This window comes from Vibrio mexicanus, from assembly GCF_001012815.1.
GTDB lineage: Bacteria > Pseudomonadota > Gammaproteobacteria > Enterobacterales > Vibrionaceae > Vibrio > Vibrio mexicanus.
On sequence record NZ_JYJP01000054.1, the window covers coordinates 1 to 17,485 of the forward strand.

The 17,485-nt window shown below is 44.5% G+C and carries 14 protein-coding genes and 5 pseudogenes; 5 read left to right on the forward strand and 14 right to left on the reverse strand.

Annotation, left to right across the window (positions count from 1 at the left end; genetic code table 11):
- Positions 1–38 precede the first annotated feature (38 nt).
- Both UA76_RS08240 and UA76_RS08245 read right to left on the reverse strand, forming a co-directional pair.
- Positions 39–467, reverse strand: a complete 429-nt coding sequence (locus UA76_RS08240) for a GNAT family N-acetyltransferase (protein ID WP_047044953.1) — start codon at positions 465–467, stop codon at positions 39–41.
- A 60-nt stretch (positions 468–527) separates the two neighbouring features.
- Entirely contained in the window at positions 528–1,442 is a 915-nt protein-coding gene (locus UA76_RS08245; RefSeq protein WP_047044823.1) for a LysR family transcriptional regulator, read from the reverse strand.
- A gap of 256 nt (positions 1,443–1,698) precedes the next feature.
- Here UA76_RS08245 and UA76_RS08250 point away from each other — a divergent pair, with 256 nt between their 5' ends.
- Positions 1,699–3,429, forward strand: coding sequence for an alkyl sulfatase dimerization domain-containing protein (locus tag UA76_RS08250; RefSeq protein ID WP_052771992.1), 1,731 nt, complete (start codon positions 1,699–1,701; stop codon positions 3,427–3,429).
- A 71-nt stretch (positions 3,430–3,500) separates the two neighbouring features.
- Complete coding sequence (locus tag UA76_RS08255; protein ID WP_047044825.1) at positions 3,501–3,989, forward strand: hypothetical protein; 489 nt, start codon at positions 3,501–3,503, stop codon at positions 3,987–3,989.
- Between the two features lie 26 nt (positions 3,990–4,015).
- Here UA76_RS08255 and UA76_RS25430 read toward each other — a convergent pair.
- Both UA76_RS25430 and UA76_RS24545 read right to left on the reverse strand, forming a co-directional pair.
- A pseudogene (locus UA76_RS25430) lies at positions 4,016–4,527 on the reverse strand (DNA alkylation repair protein).
- On the reverse strand, positions 4,464–4,715 hold the full coding sequence (locus tag UA76_RS24545; RefSeq protein WP_337588522.1) for a DNA alkylation repair protein: 252 nt from the start codon (positions 4,713–4,715) through the stop codon (positions 4,464–4,466). Before UA76_RS24545 ends, UA76_RS25430 begins: the two are co-directional and overlap by 64 nt.
- A 272-nt stretch (positions 4,716–4,987) precedes the next feature.
- Here UA76_RS24545 and UA76_RS25180 point away from each other — a divergent pair, with 272 nt between their 5' ends.
- Entirely contained in the window at positions 4,988–5,497 is a 510-nt protein-coding gene (locus UA76_RS25180) for a TonB-dependent siderophore receptor (RefSeq protein ID WP_202906920.1), read from the forward strand.
- Entirely contained in the window at positions 5,491–7,122 is a 1,632-nt protein-coding gene (locus tag UA76_RS08265) for a TonB-dependent siderophore receptor (protein WP_202906921.1), read from the forward strand. The genes UA76_RS25180 and UA76_RS08265 overlap by 7 nt, the downstream gene beginning before the upstream one ends.
- A gap of 399 nt (positions 7,123–7,521) precedes the next feature.
- Here the strand turns inward: UA76_RS08265 and UA76_RS08270 are convergent, their stop codons facing one another.
- From UA76_RS08270 to UA76_RS08315, 10 genes and pseudogenes are all read right to left on the reverse strand, one after another.
- Positions 7,522–8,748, reverse strand: a complete 1,227-nt coding sequence (locus UA76_RS08270; RefSeq protein WP_047044827.1) for a tetratricopeptide repeat protein — start codon at positions 8,746–8,748, stop codon at positions 7,522–7,524.
- Positions 8,745–9,361 (reverse strand): annotated as a pseudogene (locus UA76_RS08275) (energy transducer TonB). The gene UA76_RS08270 and the pseudogene UA76_RS08275 overlap by 4 nt, the downstream one beginning before the upstream one ends.
- Positions 9,361–9,765, reverse strand: a complete 405-nt coding sequence (locus tag UA76_RS08280; protein WP_047044830.1) for an ExbD/TolR family protein — start codon at positions 9,763–9,765, stop codon at positions 9,361–9,363. The pseudogene UA76_RS08275 and the gene UA76_RS08280 overlap by 1 nt, the downstream one beginning before the upstream one ends.
- Positions 9,762–10,319 carry a MotA/TolQ/ExbB proton channel family protein gene (locus UA76_RS08285; RefSeq protein WP_047044832.1) on the reverse strand — a complete coding sequence of 186 codons (558 nt, stop codon included), beginning with the start codon at positions 10,317–10,319 and terminating at the stop codon, positions 9,762–9,764. Before UA76_RS08285 ends, UA76_RS08280 begins: the two co-directional genes overlap by 4 nt.
- Positions 10,319–11,673 (reverse strand): annotated as a pseudogene (locus UA76_RS08290) (MotA/TolQ/ExbB proton channel family protein). The gene UA76_RS08285 and the pseudogene UA76_RS08290 overlap by 1 nt, the downstream one beginning before the upstream one ends.
- 29 nt (positions 11,674–11,702) lie before the next feature.
- On the reverse strand, positions 11,703–12,467 hold the full coding sequence (locus UA76_RS08295) for a DUF3450 domain-containing protein (protein ID WP_202906922.1): 765 nt from the start codon (positions 12,465–12,467) through the stop codon (positions 11,703–11,705).
- Positions 12,468–12,713: 246 nt separating this feature from the next.
- Positions 12,714–13,475: an iron ABC transporter ATP-binding protein gene (locus tag UA76_RS08300; protein ID WP_047044838.1), complete on the reverse strand. Its 762-nt coding sequence runs from the start codon at positions 13,473–13,475 to the stop codon at positions 12,714–12,716.
- A gap of 1 nt (position 13,476) precedes the next feature.
- A pseudogene (locus UA76_RS08305) lies at positions 13,477–14,426 on the reverse strand (iron chelate uptake ABC transporter family permease subunit).
- A pseudogene (locus UA76_RS08310) lies at positions 14,419–15,377 on the reverse strand (ABC transporter permease). The pseudogenes UA76_RS08305 and UA76_RS08310 overlap by 8 nt, the downstream one beginning before the upstream one ends.
- 90 nt (positions 15,378–15,467) lie before the next feature.
- Positions 15,468–16,406, reverse strand: a complete 939-nt coding sequence (locus UA76_RS08315) for a siderophore ABC transporter substrate-binding protein (RefSeq protein WP_047044955.1) — start codon at positions 16,404–16,406, stop codon at positions 15,468–15,470.
- Between the two features lie 278 nt (positions 16,407–16,684).
- Between UA76_RS08315 and UA76_RS08320 the strand changes: the two genes are divergently transcribed.
- Entirely contained in the window at positions 16,685–17,464 is a 780-nt protein-coding gene (locus tag UA76_RS08320) for a siderophore-interacting protein (protein WP_047044842.1), read from the forward strand.
- The last annotated feature ends 21 nt before the right edge of the window (positions 17,465–17,485 follow it).

Sequence of the window (17,485 nt, forward strand, 5' to 3'; positions counted from 1 at the left end):
AAGAGACAGCCCATGTAGAAGCCTTAAGACAAATAATTTTAGTCGGTGAATGTTTTTCTTAGCCCAATTCGGCTGTGGCCGACTGGGAAGTTATCTAATCGTGTAAACTCTTCAAAACCTAGGCTCTTATAGAAATCTGGCGCTTGCCAGCTTTGCGTCCACAGCCAAAGTCCTGAGAGATCCTTATCTACAGCGTACTCCTCTGCCTTGGCCATTAACTGCTTGCCCATGCCTGTACCACGGCAACTTTCATCAACCCAGAGCTCGTCAATATATAACCAGTCCCACAGTAGATTAGCGGTTAACGCGGCGATAAGTTTCCCCTGCTCATTAACCAATGTCCAATTCACATTTTCTTTGACGTAGGGAGGCGCTTGTTGAACTTCACTGTGCGACTCAAAGCCAACCTTCAACTGAGCTTGATAACTATCGGACAAAGGCCCTTGGTTAAATTCAATTTCTAACATGTTTCTCACTCTACTCGTTTGATATGTGTCCATATCAATCATTTTTTATATCCAAGTAACTTAATGTGCAACGCTCGAATCAATAATCTGCTTTAATCGCTTTCGACACCATTGATGGCTTGCTATTGAGCTATTCGACTTGTGCCAGTACATATAAAAAGGGATTTTTTTGAGTTCAATTGGAACTTCCAAAACACGCAATGATAGGGCATCTTTATACTGATTAGCTAACCGACGAGTGGTATGACAGAATAACTCAGTGCTACTGGCTACCAACATGCTTGTCACTAGAGAGCTTGCTTCATGAGCCACATTGCGCTCAATCTTAACCGGAGAATCTAAAAACATCTCTAACGCACGTTTATTATTGCGCCTAACATTTAATACTGCTTGAGGAAGTTCTTGATACTGTTCTAATGTCATCGTACTTCCAATTTGGCTGTTATGATTAGAAACTACGATGACAATTTCATCCTCAAACAAAAGCTCACTTTCTAGTCCAAAGTCTTCCAATAGATGGCTATCTACCGCAAGATCCACCCTACGAGATCTCAAACCACTAATGGCTGAGTCTTCATCGAGAGCTTGTTCAACCAAAGAAAACGTTAACTGTTGATTACTTTCCAATGGTAGGTATTTAAGTAGAGTAGGATTAAGTTCTTCTGGCACTGAAAGGGTAAAATGAAATGCAGATGAGTCTGGTGTGAATTCTTCAAATGCATTCACCACTCGTTCTAATGCAAGGTATTCACCTCGTACATTATCATATAAAGCTAGAGCCGTTGAGGTGGGCTGTATCACACTGTTACCGCGTATAAACAACTCTTTACCCAGCGCTTTTTGCAAGCGTCCCATGGCAAGGCTCACGGCTGGTGGTGATATTTCCAATACTTCCGCAGCCGCCGCGTAACTTCCTGTTTCAATCACCTTAATAAAAGCTTTAAATAAATTAAGGTCAAATCCATTAAATTTCATACGCTTTCCTCTACTGCAAGTAGTGTTCAATCCACGAGGTAAATAAAACTTATCTCAAAGGTAATCATAGGTCAATGTTGTTTATCTCAAATCTTCTTTACAGTTGCTCTGTTCCAATAACTCACCGACAAGAGAGTGACAATGAAATTAGTAAAAACATTACTTGGACTTGCGATTGCGGGTGCCGTGACATCAGCGAATGCCTTAACCGTGCATGAGTCGAACCTTTTTTTTTGGAGAAGGTGAACGGATCCAGGTGATCGACCGCAACGGTAAGAATAAGGCCTACACAAAAAATGATGACCGCGTACATCCAAAGCTAACTGAGCACTCACGTAAAATGGATCAAGCTGTTATACAAGTCGATAATAATACATATATGATTTACGGCTACGGTATCACAGCACCAGTAGTATTCGAAGGTGACCACGGACTGATCGTTGTCGACCCGGGTGAAACTACTGAGCACGGAACAGAAACTCATGACGTTTTTCGCCAAGTCACAGGGATTACTAAACCCATAGTTGGTGTTGTCTATACCCATAACCACATTGACCACATCGCAGGTGTGCGGGGATGGGTCGATCAAGAAGATGTTGACGCTGGCGAAGTGAAAATCTATGCCCACGATACACTTGTGGCTGCTGTCGCTAATTGGTCATCCAACGTAGGTAATATTCTTGGTCACCGTACCTCCTACACGGCTGCATCATTTTCAGGAATTGGTCCCTATGGTTCGATTAACTCAGCTTTAGGCTCACAATTCGATGTTGGGCATATTGGGTTTATCTTACCTACTGACACTTTTGCAGACGTGTTGGATGTAAGTATTCCAGGCCTGAATATTGAGCTTCATTACGTTCCTTCTGAAACCAATGATGAGATTGTCGCTTGGTTACCTGATCAAAAGATCCTCCACGCTGCTGAAGTGCTGCAAGGGGAGAACTTCCCTAACCTGCATACCATACGCGGAACAAAAACTCGTGATGCTGAAGTTTGGTACCGTGGTATCGACCAAATGCGTCAGTTCCCTGCTGAAATCATGGTCAACGCCCACGGCCGTCCTGTAGAGGGCGCAGAGTATGTTTCTGACGTACTGACCGCTTACCGTGATGCAATACAATATACTCATGACCAATCCGTTCGTTACATTAACCATGGCTACCGACCATTTGAAATGATTGAAGCCGTTAAGCTGCCAAAGCACCTAGCTGAGCACCCTTGGCTTGGGGAACACTACGGCACTGTTTCACACGCTGTGCAGCAGCAATACAGTAATTACATCGGTTTCTACCATGCAGACCCTTGGCAACTTGAGCCAATGCAATACGATCGTCGCGCTGAAGAAACAGTCAAGCTTATGGGTGGTCGCGACGCAGTTCTTAAAGCAGCAGAACAGTACATCAAGAATGGCGACTTTACATTTGCAGCTGAAATACTAACGCCAGTGATCACAATAAACACTGAGGATGTCGAAGCACGTAACTTGAAAGCGGACGCTTACCGTCAATGGGGCTACGAGCAGTTCAACGTAAACTGGCGTAACTGGGCAATGACTGCCGTAGGTGAATTGCAAAATAATCTAGACTTTGAAACGGGTGCTGAGTTTACCAGTGATGAAGTGCTTCGTGAGCTTCCAACGCTCAATATCATGGACATGATGACTGTACGTTTGAAAGCAGAAGACGTCGTAGATAAGCACTTCTCTACAGCGATCCGCTTCACTGACACAAATGAAGCCTTCACTTTCGAGATCCGCCGTGGTGTTGCAGAACTGCACACCGAGGTTCTTGATGAGAGCACTACGGTTGTAGAGACCACGCGCGAACTGCTCAATCAGCTACTCGCTGCAAAAGATGGGCTAACGCCGTACTTGGTAAAGCGATTCAAGAAGGTGAATTCAACTTTAGCAAAGGCAGCATGGAATCTTTCCAAATCTTCATGGCGGCATTCGAAAAGCCTACGCCACGTGAAGAGCTCAAGCTAATCGTAAGATAAATCAAATTCATAACAAATACCTAATCTAAGGGGATGCATACATCCCTACATGAGGCAATCATGAAACTCAAGTTTACTCTTTTCTTCGCAGCCTTACTGTTGTCTTCAGTCAGTACTGCTTGTAACTTTCATGGTGGATTTGGTATTCAACTACCGTCACATGCTGGGTTACTCACCACACTTTCCAATGTCGCCTTGGCCGAGAAGCATGGAACCATTTCAACACGAGACAAACCTGAGACGATTCTTAATTGGCAATTAGCTCAGAAGGCCAAAAACAAACCCGATATCGACATAACATTCTATCAAGTACTTCAAGGACACTACTCTACGATTAGCGGACATTCATTTCGTTTCTTTGACAACTATCAAAGAGAAACAGCACCTGTAGAAGAGGATGTGATAATACTCAGCGAATTTAGTGTTTTCGGTTCCATATTAGAAGGACAGCTTTCCATGCATGAAGCGATGAAACTTGAACTTGTTACTATCACAGGCTCTGAAATCGCTAAGGATCAGGTCAAGCTATGGTTACTAGACAGCTTTTGACAACCACCAGTTCTCATAGGTCAATTCTACAGTAATGCCGCCACCCTGAATTGGCTCTGAGCGTTGACCCATTTAAGAGCTTCACGTTTCGCTAGACCATTAATCTGGGCGTGTTTAATAAACTCAATTACTTTAGGTGCATCGGTTTTCGAATATTCACGCAAAGACCAACCAATCGCTTTTTGGATAAAGAACTCTTTGTCATGTTTATTCTCAACAATCAACGCAAAAAGTAGATCAACATTGGTTTGATGTTTGTATTTTAGTTGAAACAAAATGGTGGTGCGGCGAAGCAAATATTCTCAGAGCCTCGCCATTTTTGAATGTAGTGCTCTGCCTCATGAGGGTAATTAAGCGCAAGCATACCCACAATATGGCTTGCGAGAAAATCAACGGTATCCCACCAAGATTTGGTCGTGACCCATCGCTCAACGTCTTCAAATAGGGTCGCGGGCAGTTTCTTTTTAACCTTGATCAGTAAATCGATGCCGACCAGTTGGTACTCACGCTCTGGCAATGCCCACAGTTCATCAACCACTCTCGAACTTCCGCAAGAGGTGGCAATTTATCAGAAGCAAAATGTCCTTTTACTAGTGTTCGCCTTGACGCCGATTTAATTCCCAAAAACTCAAACTGATCGCGCATATACGATTTCATCGCAGTGGCGTTCGTTTCGTTTTGTGCCTGATTTAGCACTTGTTGAATATCCGTGACCCAAGCAGTCATTGCTCGTCCCTACTCCAATTTCCCCTAACATCAAGACTCTATATCGAATCCGATTAAATAGGTAGAGCCCGACACATTCGTCAGTAACGCGCAGTTTGGTTAACGGTTGACTAACCATTCATTAACCTCTTGAACTGGCGACTAAATATCCGAATAGCCCTATTTTTGAAATAAATATTTACCTTTCTAAAAAACATGATAATGTGCATGCGAATTAATATCATTTGCATTACACAAACAAATGGAAAGTACTGAAAAGTAAGGAGTATTCCATGAATTTCAAGCTAACAGCTGTTAGCACTGCAATCGCAGGGGCACTATTTTCAAACATGGTCATTGCGCAGAGTGACGTTAAAACAGATGAAACTATCGTGGTGACGGGTCAAAGCTTTACCGACTATAAGGTCGACACTTCCGTTGGCGCAATGCGCACCGACGCGACACTTTTAGAGACACCTCAATCGGTCAGTGTTATCCCAGAAATTGTACTCGACGAGCAACTTGCAACAACGCTTGGTGACGCTTTGACGAATGACTCTAGCGTTAGTCCGGGGACTAAAAAGTGGAACCGCGAAGTGTTCACGCTACGTGGTTTTGAATTGAGTTCTTCAACCGGTTACTTACGTGATGGTCACCCGCAGTTCTCCCACTACATGCAGCCTATTGAGACGTTAGAGCGCATTGAAGTACTAAAAGGCCCTTCAGGACTTCTATATGGCCAATCTGAGCCGGGTGGTTTGATCAACATGGTAACGAAAAAGCTACTCACGAATCCATGGTGAACGTTGGGACTGACATCGATGACCTAGGTGGTACCCGATACCACATTGATGCCTCGGGTTCGCTCAATGAATCTGGCACACTTCGCGGCCGAACCGTGATGGTAAAGCAAGACACAGAATCAAGCCGTACGTTTGCAGACGGCTCAAACCAAGAACGCGACCGTTTCTTGGGCTACGTGGTTGTGGAAGGCGATATTTCAGATTGGGGACTTTGGTCTGCGCACTATGAACGTACTCATGATAAAGCTCAGCTAGACAGTGGCGCTTGGTTAGATTCTGAAGGCAATGTCATTGGTAACCCAGACCTCATTAGAGATATGTCTTGGGCTTTCATTGATAATGAAGTAGAAAACATCGGCGCTGATTTTACTTACTTCATCAACTATGACTGGACACTTAGCACAAGCTACAACTACCAAGAAATGAGTCGCCATCGCTTCGATTCATTGCCTGGTTCGACGTCCACCACCGCAACAGACGGAACTTACGTCGTCAAGCCGTTCGATCGTCACGACAAATGGAAACATCACACTTTCCATGTTGATTTAAACGGTGATTTTTCTGCATTGGGTATGCAGCACCAAACTCTATTTGGGGTGAACGGCAAGCTGTCAACATACAGCCAACATCGCATCAATGCGAACACGCAAACCATCGTACCAGGCCAAGGAACGCCGTCTTACCCAGATTTCGATGCAGATGCGACTGCACGCCGTGTTCGTAGTGAAAGCCAGTATTACGGCGTGTATGCGCACGACTTAATGACCATCAACGACCAATGGCAACTGTTGGCTGGTATCCGCTTTGATAAGAATTACGAAGATGACCTAGACGCAGATGGCAATGTTGAAGCCAAAGGCGTTGGCGATGCTTCTGCGTTCTCTCCGAAATTCGGTATCATCTATCATCCTGCGGCCAACGGTTCAATTTACGCGAACTACTCTGAAAGCTTCACTCCGCTTTCTGCAGATGTACTGAGCGATGGAACGCTTGTTCGCTTCGATCCAGAAGAGAGCCGTCAGTACGAACTCGGCACAAAGTGGGAACTGTTTGACAACGACCTGATGCTAACTGGTGCTATTTTCGATATCGAGAAATCAAACATCCTGATAGACGACTATGACAGCAATAACGAGCAGATTACGACTCAAGGTGGTAAGCAACGCCATCGCGGTGCCGAAGCGGGCGCACAAGGCCGCATCGGTGACCAGTGGTTCGTGATGGCAACTGCAACTTATCTAGACGCCGAATACACAGAACACGACCAAGATCTAAAAGGTAAAACACCAACTAACGTTCCTGAATGGTCTAGCTCAGTTTGGACTCGCTACTCTGTAACCGACTACACAGCGCTTAACTTGGGTATGATTTACCAAGGCGATCGTTGGGCAGATACTGGCAACACTATCAAAATGGATGCCTACACTCGTTTCGATGCTGGTGCCTCTCATCAGGTGAAAAGCGGTGATGTAACTTGGGACTTCCGTTTCAACATTGAAAACTTGTTCGACAAAGAGTATTTCGTTGGCTCAGGCGGCAGCTCTGTAGACAACAATGGCGTACTAACCGATGTACACTACGGTGATGAGCGTCGCTTTAAGTTCTCGATTAACGCTGCGTTCTAACGAGCAATTAACCCGATATGGTTCAAAGGCTTTACACTAGGGTAAAGCCTTTTTTATTGCCAAAGACCAAAATTAAATATAGGTTCATCTAAAACTGTGCTCTTTGCAGATAAGTTCACCGAATTTTTTGCTCACTTCCATTTCCGTTAACTTACAGAAAAACTGATCATTTCAGCGCGCAATACACAAAATTCATTCCAGCTGTGCAAGAAAAAGGCTTTGCGGTAATTAAACTCTATGGGTTTGATTAATTGAGTTGGTTTGTTGACATTAAGTGCACAACAAACGGGTAAACCTTGAACATTGAGGTTATCTCAGTTGCCTCTCCGCGATGAACCTATAAAAACGCCGTCTATCTGAGATAGACGGCGTTTATACATCTTACTAAGATCCTTCAAGCTATCGCATTTGGCGAAGCTGAGTGAGATATTGGATCCAGTTGTTTGCCTGATTAGAAGGTTCAATATTATTGGCTCTTTTCGCTTGATATAAAGCATCATCCAGTCGCTCTAACTTATAGAATGCACGAGTTTTAGCCAAAGCGACTTGCTCTGCTCTTCCATCCACATTCTTTAGAGTATTAAGAGCTCGTTCGTACTGACCTTCTTGCAGCATGATTTGCGCAGCATTCCAGTAATATTCCGTTTCTACCTTAGCCAATTTCAACCATGTCTGCGTGGCTTTGTTCCACTCTTTAGCTTGTTGCCAATAGCTCGCTTGTTGCTTCAACAATTTTGTATCGGTTTCTGCATCATCCAACGTCGATATCTGACGTGCTGCTTTTTCAGGCATACCACGCTTGGCATAGAGTTGAGCAATCAGATAACGTTCTTGGTCGTTGAGCCCTAATCTTTGCTGCTCAATCAGGACTAGGCTACTTAACGCCTGTTTCTCTCGCCCGAGCTTAAGCTGAAGCGAAACAAGCTGACGCCACCACTTAACCTCCTTGGTATCAAGCTCAATGATCTGCTCGATTGTTGGAATAGCACTCTTCCATTGAGAGAGTTGAAGCTGCGAGCCTAGCTTAATCGATAATGTTGAGACATTTGGATTACGCGTATACTTGTGCAAATTGTCCACAGCTTTAATCGACGAAGGCCAATCTTCTAGCTGATAATGAGATTGCGCGATACGCAGCTTAACATCAGATGTTGATTGGTGAAGCTGCTTGTCTGACTCGTCTTTGTTTACTGTAGAAAACACCTGCGAATAGGACAGCAAATTTTGGTAGTGAGTCAGGGCTTCACGATATCTTTGTTCTGATAACAATAGATCCGCCAACATTTTTTCCGTTGACCAGCGCTGACCATCGTCGAGTAATCTTGACTCAACAGCTATATTAATCTGTTCAATCGCTTTAGAACTTTGGCCATTTTGCCAATAAAACACCCCGAGCATGCGCGCAATGATGGCTTGATCGTACTGACGTGTGGTGTCGATGTCGCTTAAGACTTTAATAGCGCCAGTTAGGTCATCATTCTGCGCCAATTCATTGGCTTGCATCACGCGCGAAGCAGAGTAGCGAGATAGTTCATTTTTGGCGAAGGTCGGTATTGAAACTAGCGTGATACCCAAAGCTAAACCAACGGGGACAAGCTTCGAAACTATAGAGTTAAATGTGATCATTTCTCGATTTGGAACTCCAGCTTAACAGTCTGATTGGGCTGGCGTACCGCCTTTCCACCTACCACTTGGGTTGATACTTCCAGTTTCTCAACGCTCGAACCGCTTCTCGCTCAAACATTCGTCTTGGATTCGCTTCCACCACTTCAATATCGTCTGGTTTGCCCGTTTCATCTATTGTGAATGACATAATGACATAACCTTCAACACGACGTTTGAGCGCCTTTGCGGGGTAACGCGGCTCAACGCGGTAAAGTGGCATCACCTCTTGGTTTACTGCAAAGTCCATCACCGAAGGAGCATTAATCGCAAGCCCGTCAATGCTGGTGTCTAAGTCCAGAAACGGTTGATCGACCATATTCAGATCCGTCACCACTTGCTCTGTTTCAGATACTGGTGCTTGCTCTGGTACTTCCGGTGCAACAGGTTTTTCAGGCGCTGTTCGTTTGCGGCGCGTTAAGTCCTGCTCATTCTCAACCATCACCATATTGAAGCTTACCCCTTCACTCTCTTCTAGCGCGCGTTTTCCACTTGTATCCACCATCCAAGACATGAACAGGAACAAGCTTAATGTCGCGCCAAGAGCTAGAGGTAGGGCTAATAAAAATCGCGTCATTATTGCTTCTCTGCCGCCAATGCAATGTTGACGACACCTGCCCCTTTCGCTGCATCCATCACTTTAACCACCGTTCCGCTGAAAGCATGTTCGTCTGCCTGAATAACCAAAGATGCATCTGGCTTATCAAGGAGCAAGTGTTCCAAAGTGGCTTGCACGCGCTCTACGTCGATAACGCGCTTATCAATGTAAATATCGTTCGATGAAGTAATGGCAACGAAGATACCGGCATCTTTTTGGCTCACTACGTTAGAAGCTTGTGGGCGATTCACTTCCACACCTGACTCACGCACGAATGAACTCGTCACAATGAAGAAAATCAACATGATGAATACGATATCAAGCATGGAGGTCAAATCGACTTGAGCCTCATCTTGCTTATGCTGACGTCTACCGAGTCTCATTGACGACTCCTTAAAGATTTTTCTAAATGAATTTCACGTTTTTGACAGGCCTTAAATAAACGCGCATGTAAGAACATACCCGTTAACGCCGCTACCATTCCTGCCATCGTCGGCAAAGTAGCTAGCGAAATGCCCGAGGCCATCAACTTTGGATCGCTACTGCCTTGAGTAGCCATCACATCGAATACAGATATCATCCCCGTAACCGTGCCCAATAAGCCAAGCATTGGGCAAATCGCGACGAGAACTTTGATGAAGTTAAGATTCTGATACAGGCTCTGATTCGCCTGCGCTAACCAACCCTCTCGGATGGAGCGAGCAAACCAAGTACTGTGATCGTCTCTCTGCTGCCAGTTCGCGATCCACTGGGCTTTTTGCTTAGGAAAGCTCACGACCAAGTAAAGAATGCGTTCAATCACAAGCATGAGCGATACCGCAACGACTGCCGCGAGCCACCATAAGACTTGGCCGCCTTGCTGCATAAAACTCATGAGTGACACAGATATGTCACTCTGAGTTAACGCCATAGGGAGCAAATCGAAAAGGCTACTCATTAGGCTGCGCTCTCTGCCACTTTAAGCGGTTTAGATTGAGACTTTTGCTCCGACTCAGCTTGTTCAGCCACTAAACCAATACCTTGTTTTTCAAGAATATTACGAATCGATTCTGCTTGGCTGCTCAATACGTTGTGAGCCAGTAGTAGTGGCATCGCTGCGATAAGGCCTAGTACTGTGGTCACTAGCGCCATTGAGATACCGCCCGCCATCACTTTAGGATCGCCATTACCAAATTGAGTGATCACCTGGAAGGTCTCGATCATACCAGTTACCGTACCCAGTAGACCTAGCATCGGCGCTAAAGCAGCAAGAAGCTTCAACATAGAGAGACCTTTCTCTAGGCTTGCTTGCTCATCAACCACGGTTTCAAGCAGTCGAAGCTCTAGCGCTTCCACACTGCGATGTTTGTCTTGCTCGTATACTGACAGCACACGGCCTAGAGGGTTGTTAGTTGGCGTTGCAGGTTTTTTAAGCTGCTTGCGAATCTTGCCTTTTGTCACCAATAGGCTAATACCACGAACCAAGGCAATTAATAGGCCGACTGTCAGCAAACCCAGAATGATCTTACCAACCACCCCACCCGCTTCAAAGCGGTCTGCCAGCGTTGGCATTAAAGCAAGTTGCTCTAAAAGGAAGCCGCGAGAGGGATCGAGAGTCACCATCTCAACACTACCTGCCGAAAGCTTGTCAGCCACAGATAAAGTTGGCGGGTTCACTGGCTGCTTAACGTAGTGCTTTGCTTCTAACTTGTCGTTGTTCCACTGCAAATAGCCTTGTTCATCAACTAACCCAAAGCTACCTAAACGAGCGACACTTTTATCTGTTGCTTGTCCGTCACCATCGATGTAACGCACAGTTGTTTGAGCGATTTGGCCGCTTGCGTGATCTGTTCTTCCAGTGCTTTCCATAGACCGGTTAGCTGGGTCATTGAAGGCAGCGTGGTTGCTTCGGTAATTTCATCAACCAACTCACGATATTGCTGGGCATCCGCAGAGGTTACCGACTGCTCTAGCTCGCCTTCAAGCTCTTTGGCCGTTTGGCGAACCACGCCAAAGACTTCACCCAAGCTGCCCGTTTCTAAACGAAGCTGCTCTTCTAGCCTTGTCAGGCGATCTTCGTTTTCAGAAAAAGTCTCTGCAAGGCGAGTATTCTCTTCTTCTAGCGCTTTCTTCTTTTGCTCAAGTGTTTTCTTTAATTGAGCAAATTCTTTCTCGGTTAGCTTGAAGCCAGATTCACGTTTACGATCATGTTGAGTTTGCTCTACTGCGTGAGCTTTTGCGGTACTAGTAAGCTCAGTATTGGCCGTTGCCGATAGAGGCTCAACACCAATAACACTGCTAGAGCAGAAGATAAAGATAGCTTGTTGATTAGCTGAGTCATTTATTTCACCTCCGCAGAAGTTAGAGACACAGGAAGCGTAAGTAGGGTTGGAGCAATTTGCTTATCTGCAAGACGGAACGCTTGCTCTAGATCTTTATGAGTTTTTGCATCAACCAGAAGCCACTCGTTTTGGCTTTGATCCCACGACCAGTAACGCGCACCATTTGAACTCTTAGCCAATAAAGACAAGCGACCTAGGTAGAATTTTTCAACATCAAGCTGCTGACCTTCGAATTCAATATTGCCTTGGTAAACGGCGATCTTAGTGCCGTAGTCCATTTCAATCATGTAAGCTTCTAGAATTCGACGGTATTTTTCAGCATCACTTACATCTGCGCGAGACATCATTGCTTGCAAGCCAGATACACGGTTGTTGCGTGCTTCCACTCGAATTGGAACGTCTTGTTCAATATGGCTAGCCAGTGCATCAATCATTTGATACATCAGCGGCACCACGCCTTGACGAGTATCTTGAATTTCATCAATCTGCGACTCAAAGCTCACCACTTCTTCTTCCTGATTCGCCAATAGTGCGGTCAAGTGGTCGCGGTAAACTTCAAGGTTTTTAATCTCTTGCTCTAGCTGCTCGATCTCGGCGCGCATGGTTAGCGTTTTTTCCGAACTTGCGTCAATACGTTGCTGACTTTTCGCCGAATTTGCATGACTTTTTTCAGTCACGTTCGCAGCATTTTGTAAGTCTGATGCCCAAACTGAGCTGACAGAACTTGCCAGCATGACTGCTAAGCAAGGTTTCAAAAATTTCACAGGTTTCAACACTTTTATAACCATACGTTAAGCTATTCAACAAATGATAAGAATTATCATTCAAGTACCGGAATGTTACCGGAAGTCTTCTTTTTTGCAACTCAAAGCCATCTCAAAAAACGGCTTTTAACCAAGTATTTGCGACGCGTTCTCACAAACAATAGCGACAAATTAAAAATGAGAAAAATCCATTATGCCTGATACCATCCAACATTGGTTGGGCAAATAAATTAAGGTCAATTCAATCTAACCACGATAGTAGAGACACACTTTGACGCCATCGATTTCGCGAACGTCAAATGCTATCTCATAAATCGCTTCCATCACCTCTTTTTGAATCACTTCGTCTACTTTGCCTGCTTTAATCACTTCACCTTTTTTCATCGCAACGATGTTATCAGAGTAGCAAGAGGCAAAATTAATATCGTGAATCACGATGACAACGGCTTTATTCAACTCATGCGCCAATCTCTTTAGAACAGACATGATTTCTACAGAGTGTTTGATATCAAGATTGTTTAACGGTTCATCTAAGAAGACATACTCTGTGTCTTGTGCAACCACCATCGCAATGAAGGCCATTTGACGCTGACCACCACTGAGCTGATCTAGGTATTTATCTTGAATTTCAACAATGCCAAGGTGCTCTAGTGCTTGGTCAATGACACGTTCGTCTTCTTCGGTCAATCGACCTTGAGAATGAGGAAAGCGCCCAAACGACACGAGCTCTCGAACTGTAAAGCGCATGTTGATGTTGTTCGACTGACGCAGCACAGATAGGCGCTTTGCGAGCTCTTTGGTATCCCATTGTGCAAGTAGCTTATCGCCAATCACCACTTCGCCCGCATCGCTTTCGGTTAAGCGGCTCGCCATTGAAAGCAAGGTACTTTTACCTGCACCATTTGGGCCAATGATGGAGGTGACTTCCCCCTTTGGAAAAAGCGCATCTGCGTCTTTTACAACAAACTGACCGCCATATTGTTTACTTAATCCGGTTAATTTAATCATGCTAGTTAATTCGGTTTCTCATGAGTAGGAACAAGAAATAGCTGCCCCAACTAAGTTAATAATCACACTGATTGTGGTTTGGAAAGCCAGAACCTTTTCAACAAACCATTGGCCAGTAACCAACAAGAATACCGCTAGCAAGCTGCTGGCAATGATCAAGAATCGGTGTTGGTAACTCTTAAAGATTTCACGCGTTAAGCTCACAGTGATTAAGCCAAAGAAAAGTACCGGCCCCACCAATGCGGTGGAGATCGCGATCATCACGGTAATCAGGATCATAATGCGTTGAGTGAGCTGTTTAGTGTTTACCCCTAAGCTTGTTGCATTATCGATACCAAGCCAAAGCACATCAAGCTGCGATGAGTAGTAAAATAGTAACGCTAAACAAATAGAGAGAGGAATCAAACTCCAATAAACCAATTTGGCGTTGATGTTATTAAAGCTTGCAAACATAGCATCCTGAATGGCCGTAAACTCACTTGGGTCCACTAGCATGGTCATAAAGTTGGTTACGCTGCTAAACAGACTTCCGCAAACAATACCAATCAATAGCAAAGTAAACACATTGCTGTCTTGTCGCTTAAAATAGAAATGGAATAGCAGTAAAGAGAAGCCAATCATCACGCCCGTTGAGAGCGCAAAGTTGGTCATTGCATTCACGACCAAGAAACTCGTACTGCCGAAAATAACCACAATCAAAACCTGAACCATGGTGTACAGGGCATCAAAACCAAGGATTGATGGTGTTAGAATACGGTTGTTGGTGATGGTCTGAAATACCAACGAGGAAGCAGAGATCGCAACTGCTGCTAAAACTATCGCCAGTACTTTTGGAATTCGACGAGACAAGAAGAACTGGTAGTTATCCATTGTCAGGCCTTGGCCTATAAACCAACCGATAATACCCACACAAGCAACGATCAATAGAAATATTTTGTTGATATCACGCATTGGCTCTATCTCTTAAAACTAGGTAGATAAATAGAGCACCACCAAAGATGCTGATGATCATTGAGATTGGCATCTCATAAGGGAAGATAATCACGCGGCCCAATATGTCGCAAGCCAGCACCAACACGACACCCCAGTAGGCTGTCCACGGTAAAATGCGTTTCATGTTATCGCCCATAAACAACGAAACGACGTTGGGAACAATGAGGCCCAAGAAAGGAATAACGCCCACGATCATCACAACCGCGGAAGAACTCACCGCCACCAACATCACACCGATAAAGACAATTTTTTGATAGTTAAGGCCGATGTTCTTAGCAAAACTCTCTCCAACACTTACAGCGCTGAACTGCTGCGCAAAGAAATAAGCCAGCAGACACGCAGGAATTGCGAGGTACAAGATTTCATAGTTTCCTTGCAACACACTCGCGAAGTTCGCCGTCGTCCAAGAAGACATGGTCTGAACTAAATCAAACTTGTAAGCGATAAAGGTGGTGAGTGCCGAAATCACATTACCGTACATAATGCCGATCAAAGGAACGAGTACCGCGTTCTTAAATTTCAACCGCTGCAAAAACTGAACAAACAGCAAGGTACCAGCGACAGAGAAAGTGAAGATAAAACCTAAGTGCGCCCACTGGCTGTCACCACCTAAAAAGATGAGCCCATGACATAGCCAAACAAAGCGCAGTCAATAGTGCCAACGGTCGATGGTGAAGCGAATCGGTTTTGAACGATCTGCTGCATGATTAAACCTGCAACGCTTAAACCAGCGCCAGCAAGAATAATGGCAATGAGTCTCGGAAGTCGGCTTACGACAAAGATTGTGTAAGCATGTTCGTCACCCTGAAATAAGCCAGCAATAGAAACATCTGCAACTCCTAAAACCAGCGAAGTGAATGCTAGGCAGGCAAGAAGTACAAAAGCAGAGAGTGATTGAAAGGAAAACATTGATTGCCCAATGGAAAATAAGAAACTGATATAGTGGTTTTATTATGAGAATCTGGCCAAAAGCTTGGCCAGATTCGATTTATAGGGGGATTAATTAACCGCTTTACTTACGTCATTGATCATGGTTTGAGTCGCAGTCACACCGCCACCAGAGATGTACCATGCGTTTGAATCGATGTAGACAATTTTCTTGTTCTGAGCTGCTGGCGTAGAGTTCACTAGCGTGTTGTTAAACAGAGCCTTCGCTTTACCCTCGCCTCGGCCAATCGCCTGTTCGCGGTCTAGAACAAACATCACTTCTGGCTTTGCATCTGAGATGTATTCAAAAGAGATAAGGTTGCCGTGCGCACCTTCAATAGGCGCTACATTTTGACTGGTTGATTCAGCAAAACCGAAATCATCAAAAACGATAGAGAAACGGCTGCCCTTGTTGTACATCGCAACATTGTTGCCGTTGTTCATCACCATCAGCGCATTCAGTTGCTCTTTCACCACTTTGCTAGACACATCGTCAAGCTGAGCTTGTGTTTCAGCAATTAAAGATTCTACGTTTTGCTCTTTATTGAATAGCTTACCTAGCATACGCCAGTTAGCTTGCGTATCTTGCCAATACTGACCGTTGTCCACATAGAACATAACTGTTGGAGCGATTTTGTTTAGCTCATCGTAAAGACGCAGCATACGGTTTTCTGCAATGATGACATCAGGTTTAAGAGTGAAAATCGCTTCAAAATCTGGTTCACCCACTGAACCTGTATTTGTGGTCGACGTTTTGTACTCACTTAAGTAACTAGGTAATAAAGAGTGCGGTGCGCCAACAGGCTGAACACCAATGCGATCCAACACGTCTAAACTACCATTTCCTAGTACCACAACTCTTTGAGGTACTTGTTCAAAAGTGGTTGTTCCCTTGAAGTGCTCGATAGTGATAGATGCAGCTTGAGTGCTCATTGTCACTAATGCCGCGCAAGCCACTGCTAATCGCATTACGCTCTTTAGCACGTTAGTCATATTTAAGTCCTTAATCATCCAGATATTCTGAGCGTGCAACATTACACTCATCACTAATGGGAATCAATATCATTTACACTTTCATTTTTAATCTTATTTATTCTTGATCAAGGAATTGAATTAATAAATAAGTTAGCACGCCAGATCTATTTAAATTTTATATTTCACAAACAGTTAGCATTTATGTTCCTGATTGGCCCTCTAAACTGGCAAACAAAAGTGTGTTCGTCCCCCTTTTCTCCAAACAAATTTGTGGTAATCTAAATGATAAGAATACTCATTAACCAAGTTGTAACATGTCAAAACCAGTGCCTATCCTGCTTACGGTCAACTCCTCAACCCAGATATCTGCGAACATGCAGCGCATTCAATTATCTGGCGATGAGCTTGAACGCTACCCTACTCATTGCGCTGGCGGTTACATCAAACTCCTGTTTAATCACAACGGCGGAACAGACTTAACTGGCTACTCTCCGGAAAATCGTCCAGTCATGCGCACTTACACGATTCGCTCTTTTGATTCTGCTGCATTAACCATGGACGTTGATTTTGTTCGACACGAATGTAACGACGACAAATCAGGATTTGCCGCCAAATGGGCAATGAATGCGAAACCGGGTGACACTATTCATGTTGGCGGTCCTGGCACAATAAAGAGTCATAACCTCGAAGCAGATTGGTTCATGATGGTTGCTGATATGACAGCTCTTCCAGCTCTATCTGCCAAGGTGAAAGAGCTGCCAAGCGATGCTAAAGGCTACGCCGTGATTAAAGTGATTGACGAAGCGGATATTGTCGAAATTGAAGCACCTGAAGGACTTGAAGTTCTCTGGATTACAGGCAATGACTCTCTGTCAGATAAGGTAAAGAGTTTAACTTGGTTAGAAGGCGAGGTTTCTGTATGGAGTGCCTCTGAATTCGATGATATGCGAGCACTTCGTCAATACTTCCGTAACGACAAAAATGTAGATCGAGACAATATCTACATCAGTAGTTATTGGAAACAGGGCGTGACCGAAGACGGCCACAAGGTTATCAAACAGGAAGATGCGATCGAGAAAGAAAGCCGAGCTTAGGCCCTAAGATAGCTCCTAAGA

Bases quoted from the DNA above. Each gene is read 5' to 3' on its own strand.
- UA76_RS08240 (WP_047044953.1), bottom strand. From the start codon at position 467: ATGTTAGAAATTGAATTTAACCAAGGGCCTTTGTCCGATAGTTATCAA.
- UA76_RS08245 (WP_047044823.1), bottom strand. From the start codon at position 1,442: ATGAAATTTAATGGATTTGACCTTAATTTATTTAAAGCTTTTATTAAG.
- UA76_RS08255 (WP_047044825.1), top strand. From the start codon at position 3,501: ATGAAACTCAAGTTTACTCTTTTCTTCGCAGCCTTACTGTTGTCTTCA.
- UA76_RS24545 (WP_337588522.1), bottom strand. From the start codon at position 4,715: ATGACTGCTTGGGTCACGGATATTCAACAAGTGCTAAATCAGGCACAA.
- UA76_RS25180 (WP_202906920.1), top strand. From the start codon at position 4,988: ATGAATTTCAAGCTAACAGCTGTTAGCACTGCAATCGCAGGGGCACTA.
- UA76_RS08265 (WP_202906921.1), top strand. From the start codon at position 5,491: ATGGTGAACGTTGGGACTGACATCGATGACCTAGGTGGTACCCGATAC.
- UA76_RS08270 (WP_047044827.1), bottom strand. From the start codon at position 8,748: ATGATCACATTTAACTCTATAGTTTCGAAGCTTGTCCCCGTTGGTTTA.
- UA76_RS08280 (WP_047044830.1), bottom strand. From the start codon at position 9,765: ATGAGACTCGGTAGACGTCAGCATAAGCAAGATGAGGCTCAAGTCGAT.
- UA76_RS08285 (WP_047044832.1), bottom strand. From the start codon at position 10,319: ATGAGTAGCCTTTTCGATTTGCTCCCTATGGCGTTAACTCAGAGTGAC.
- UA76_RS08300 (WP_047044838.1), bottom strand. From the start codon at position 13,475: ATGATTAAATTAACCGGATTAAGTAAACAATATGGCGGTCAGTTTGTT.
- UA76_RS08315 (WP_047044955.1), bottom strand. From the start codon at position 16,406: ATGATTAAGGACTTAAATATGACTAACGTGCTAAAGAGCGTAATGCGA.
- UA76_RS08320 (WP_047044842.1), top strand. From the start codon at position 16,685: ATGTCAAAACCAGTGCCTATCCTGCTTACGGTCAACTCCTCAACCCAG.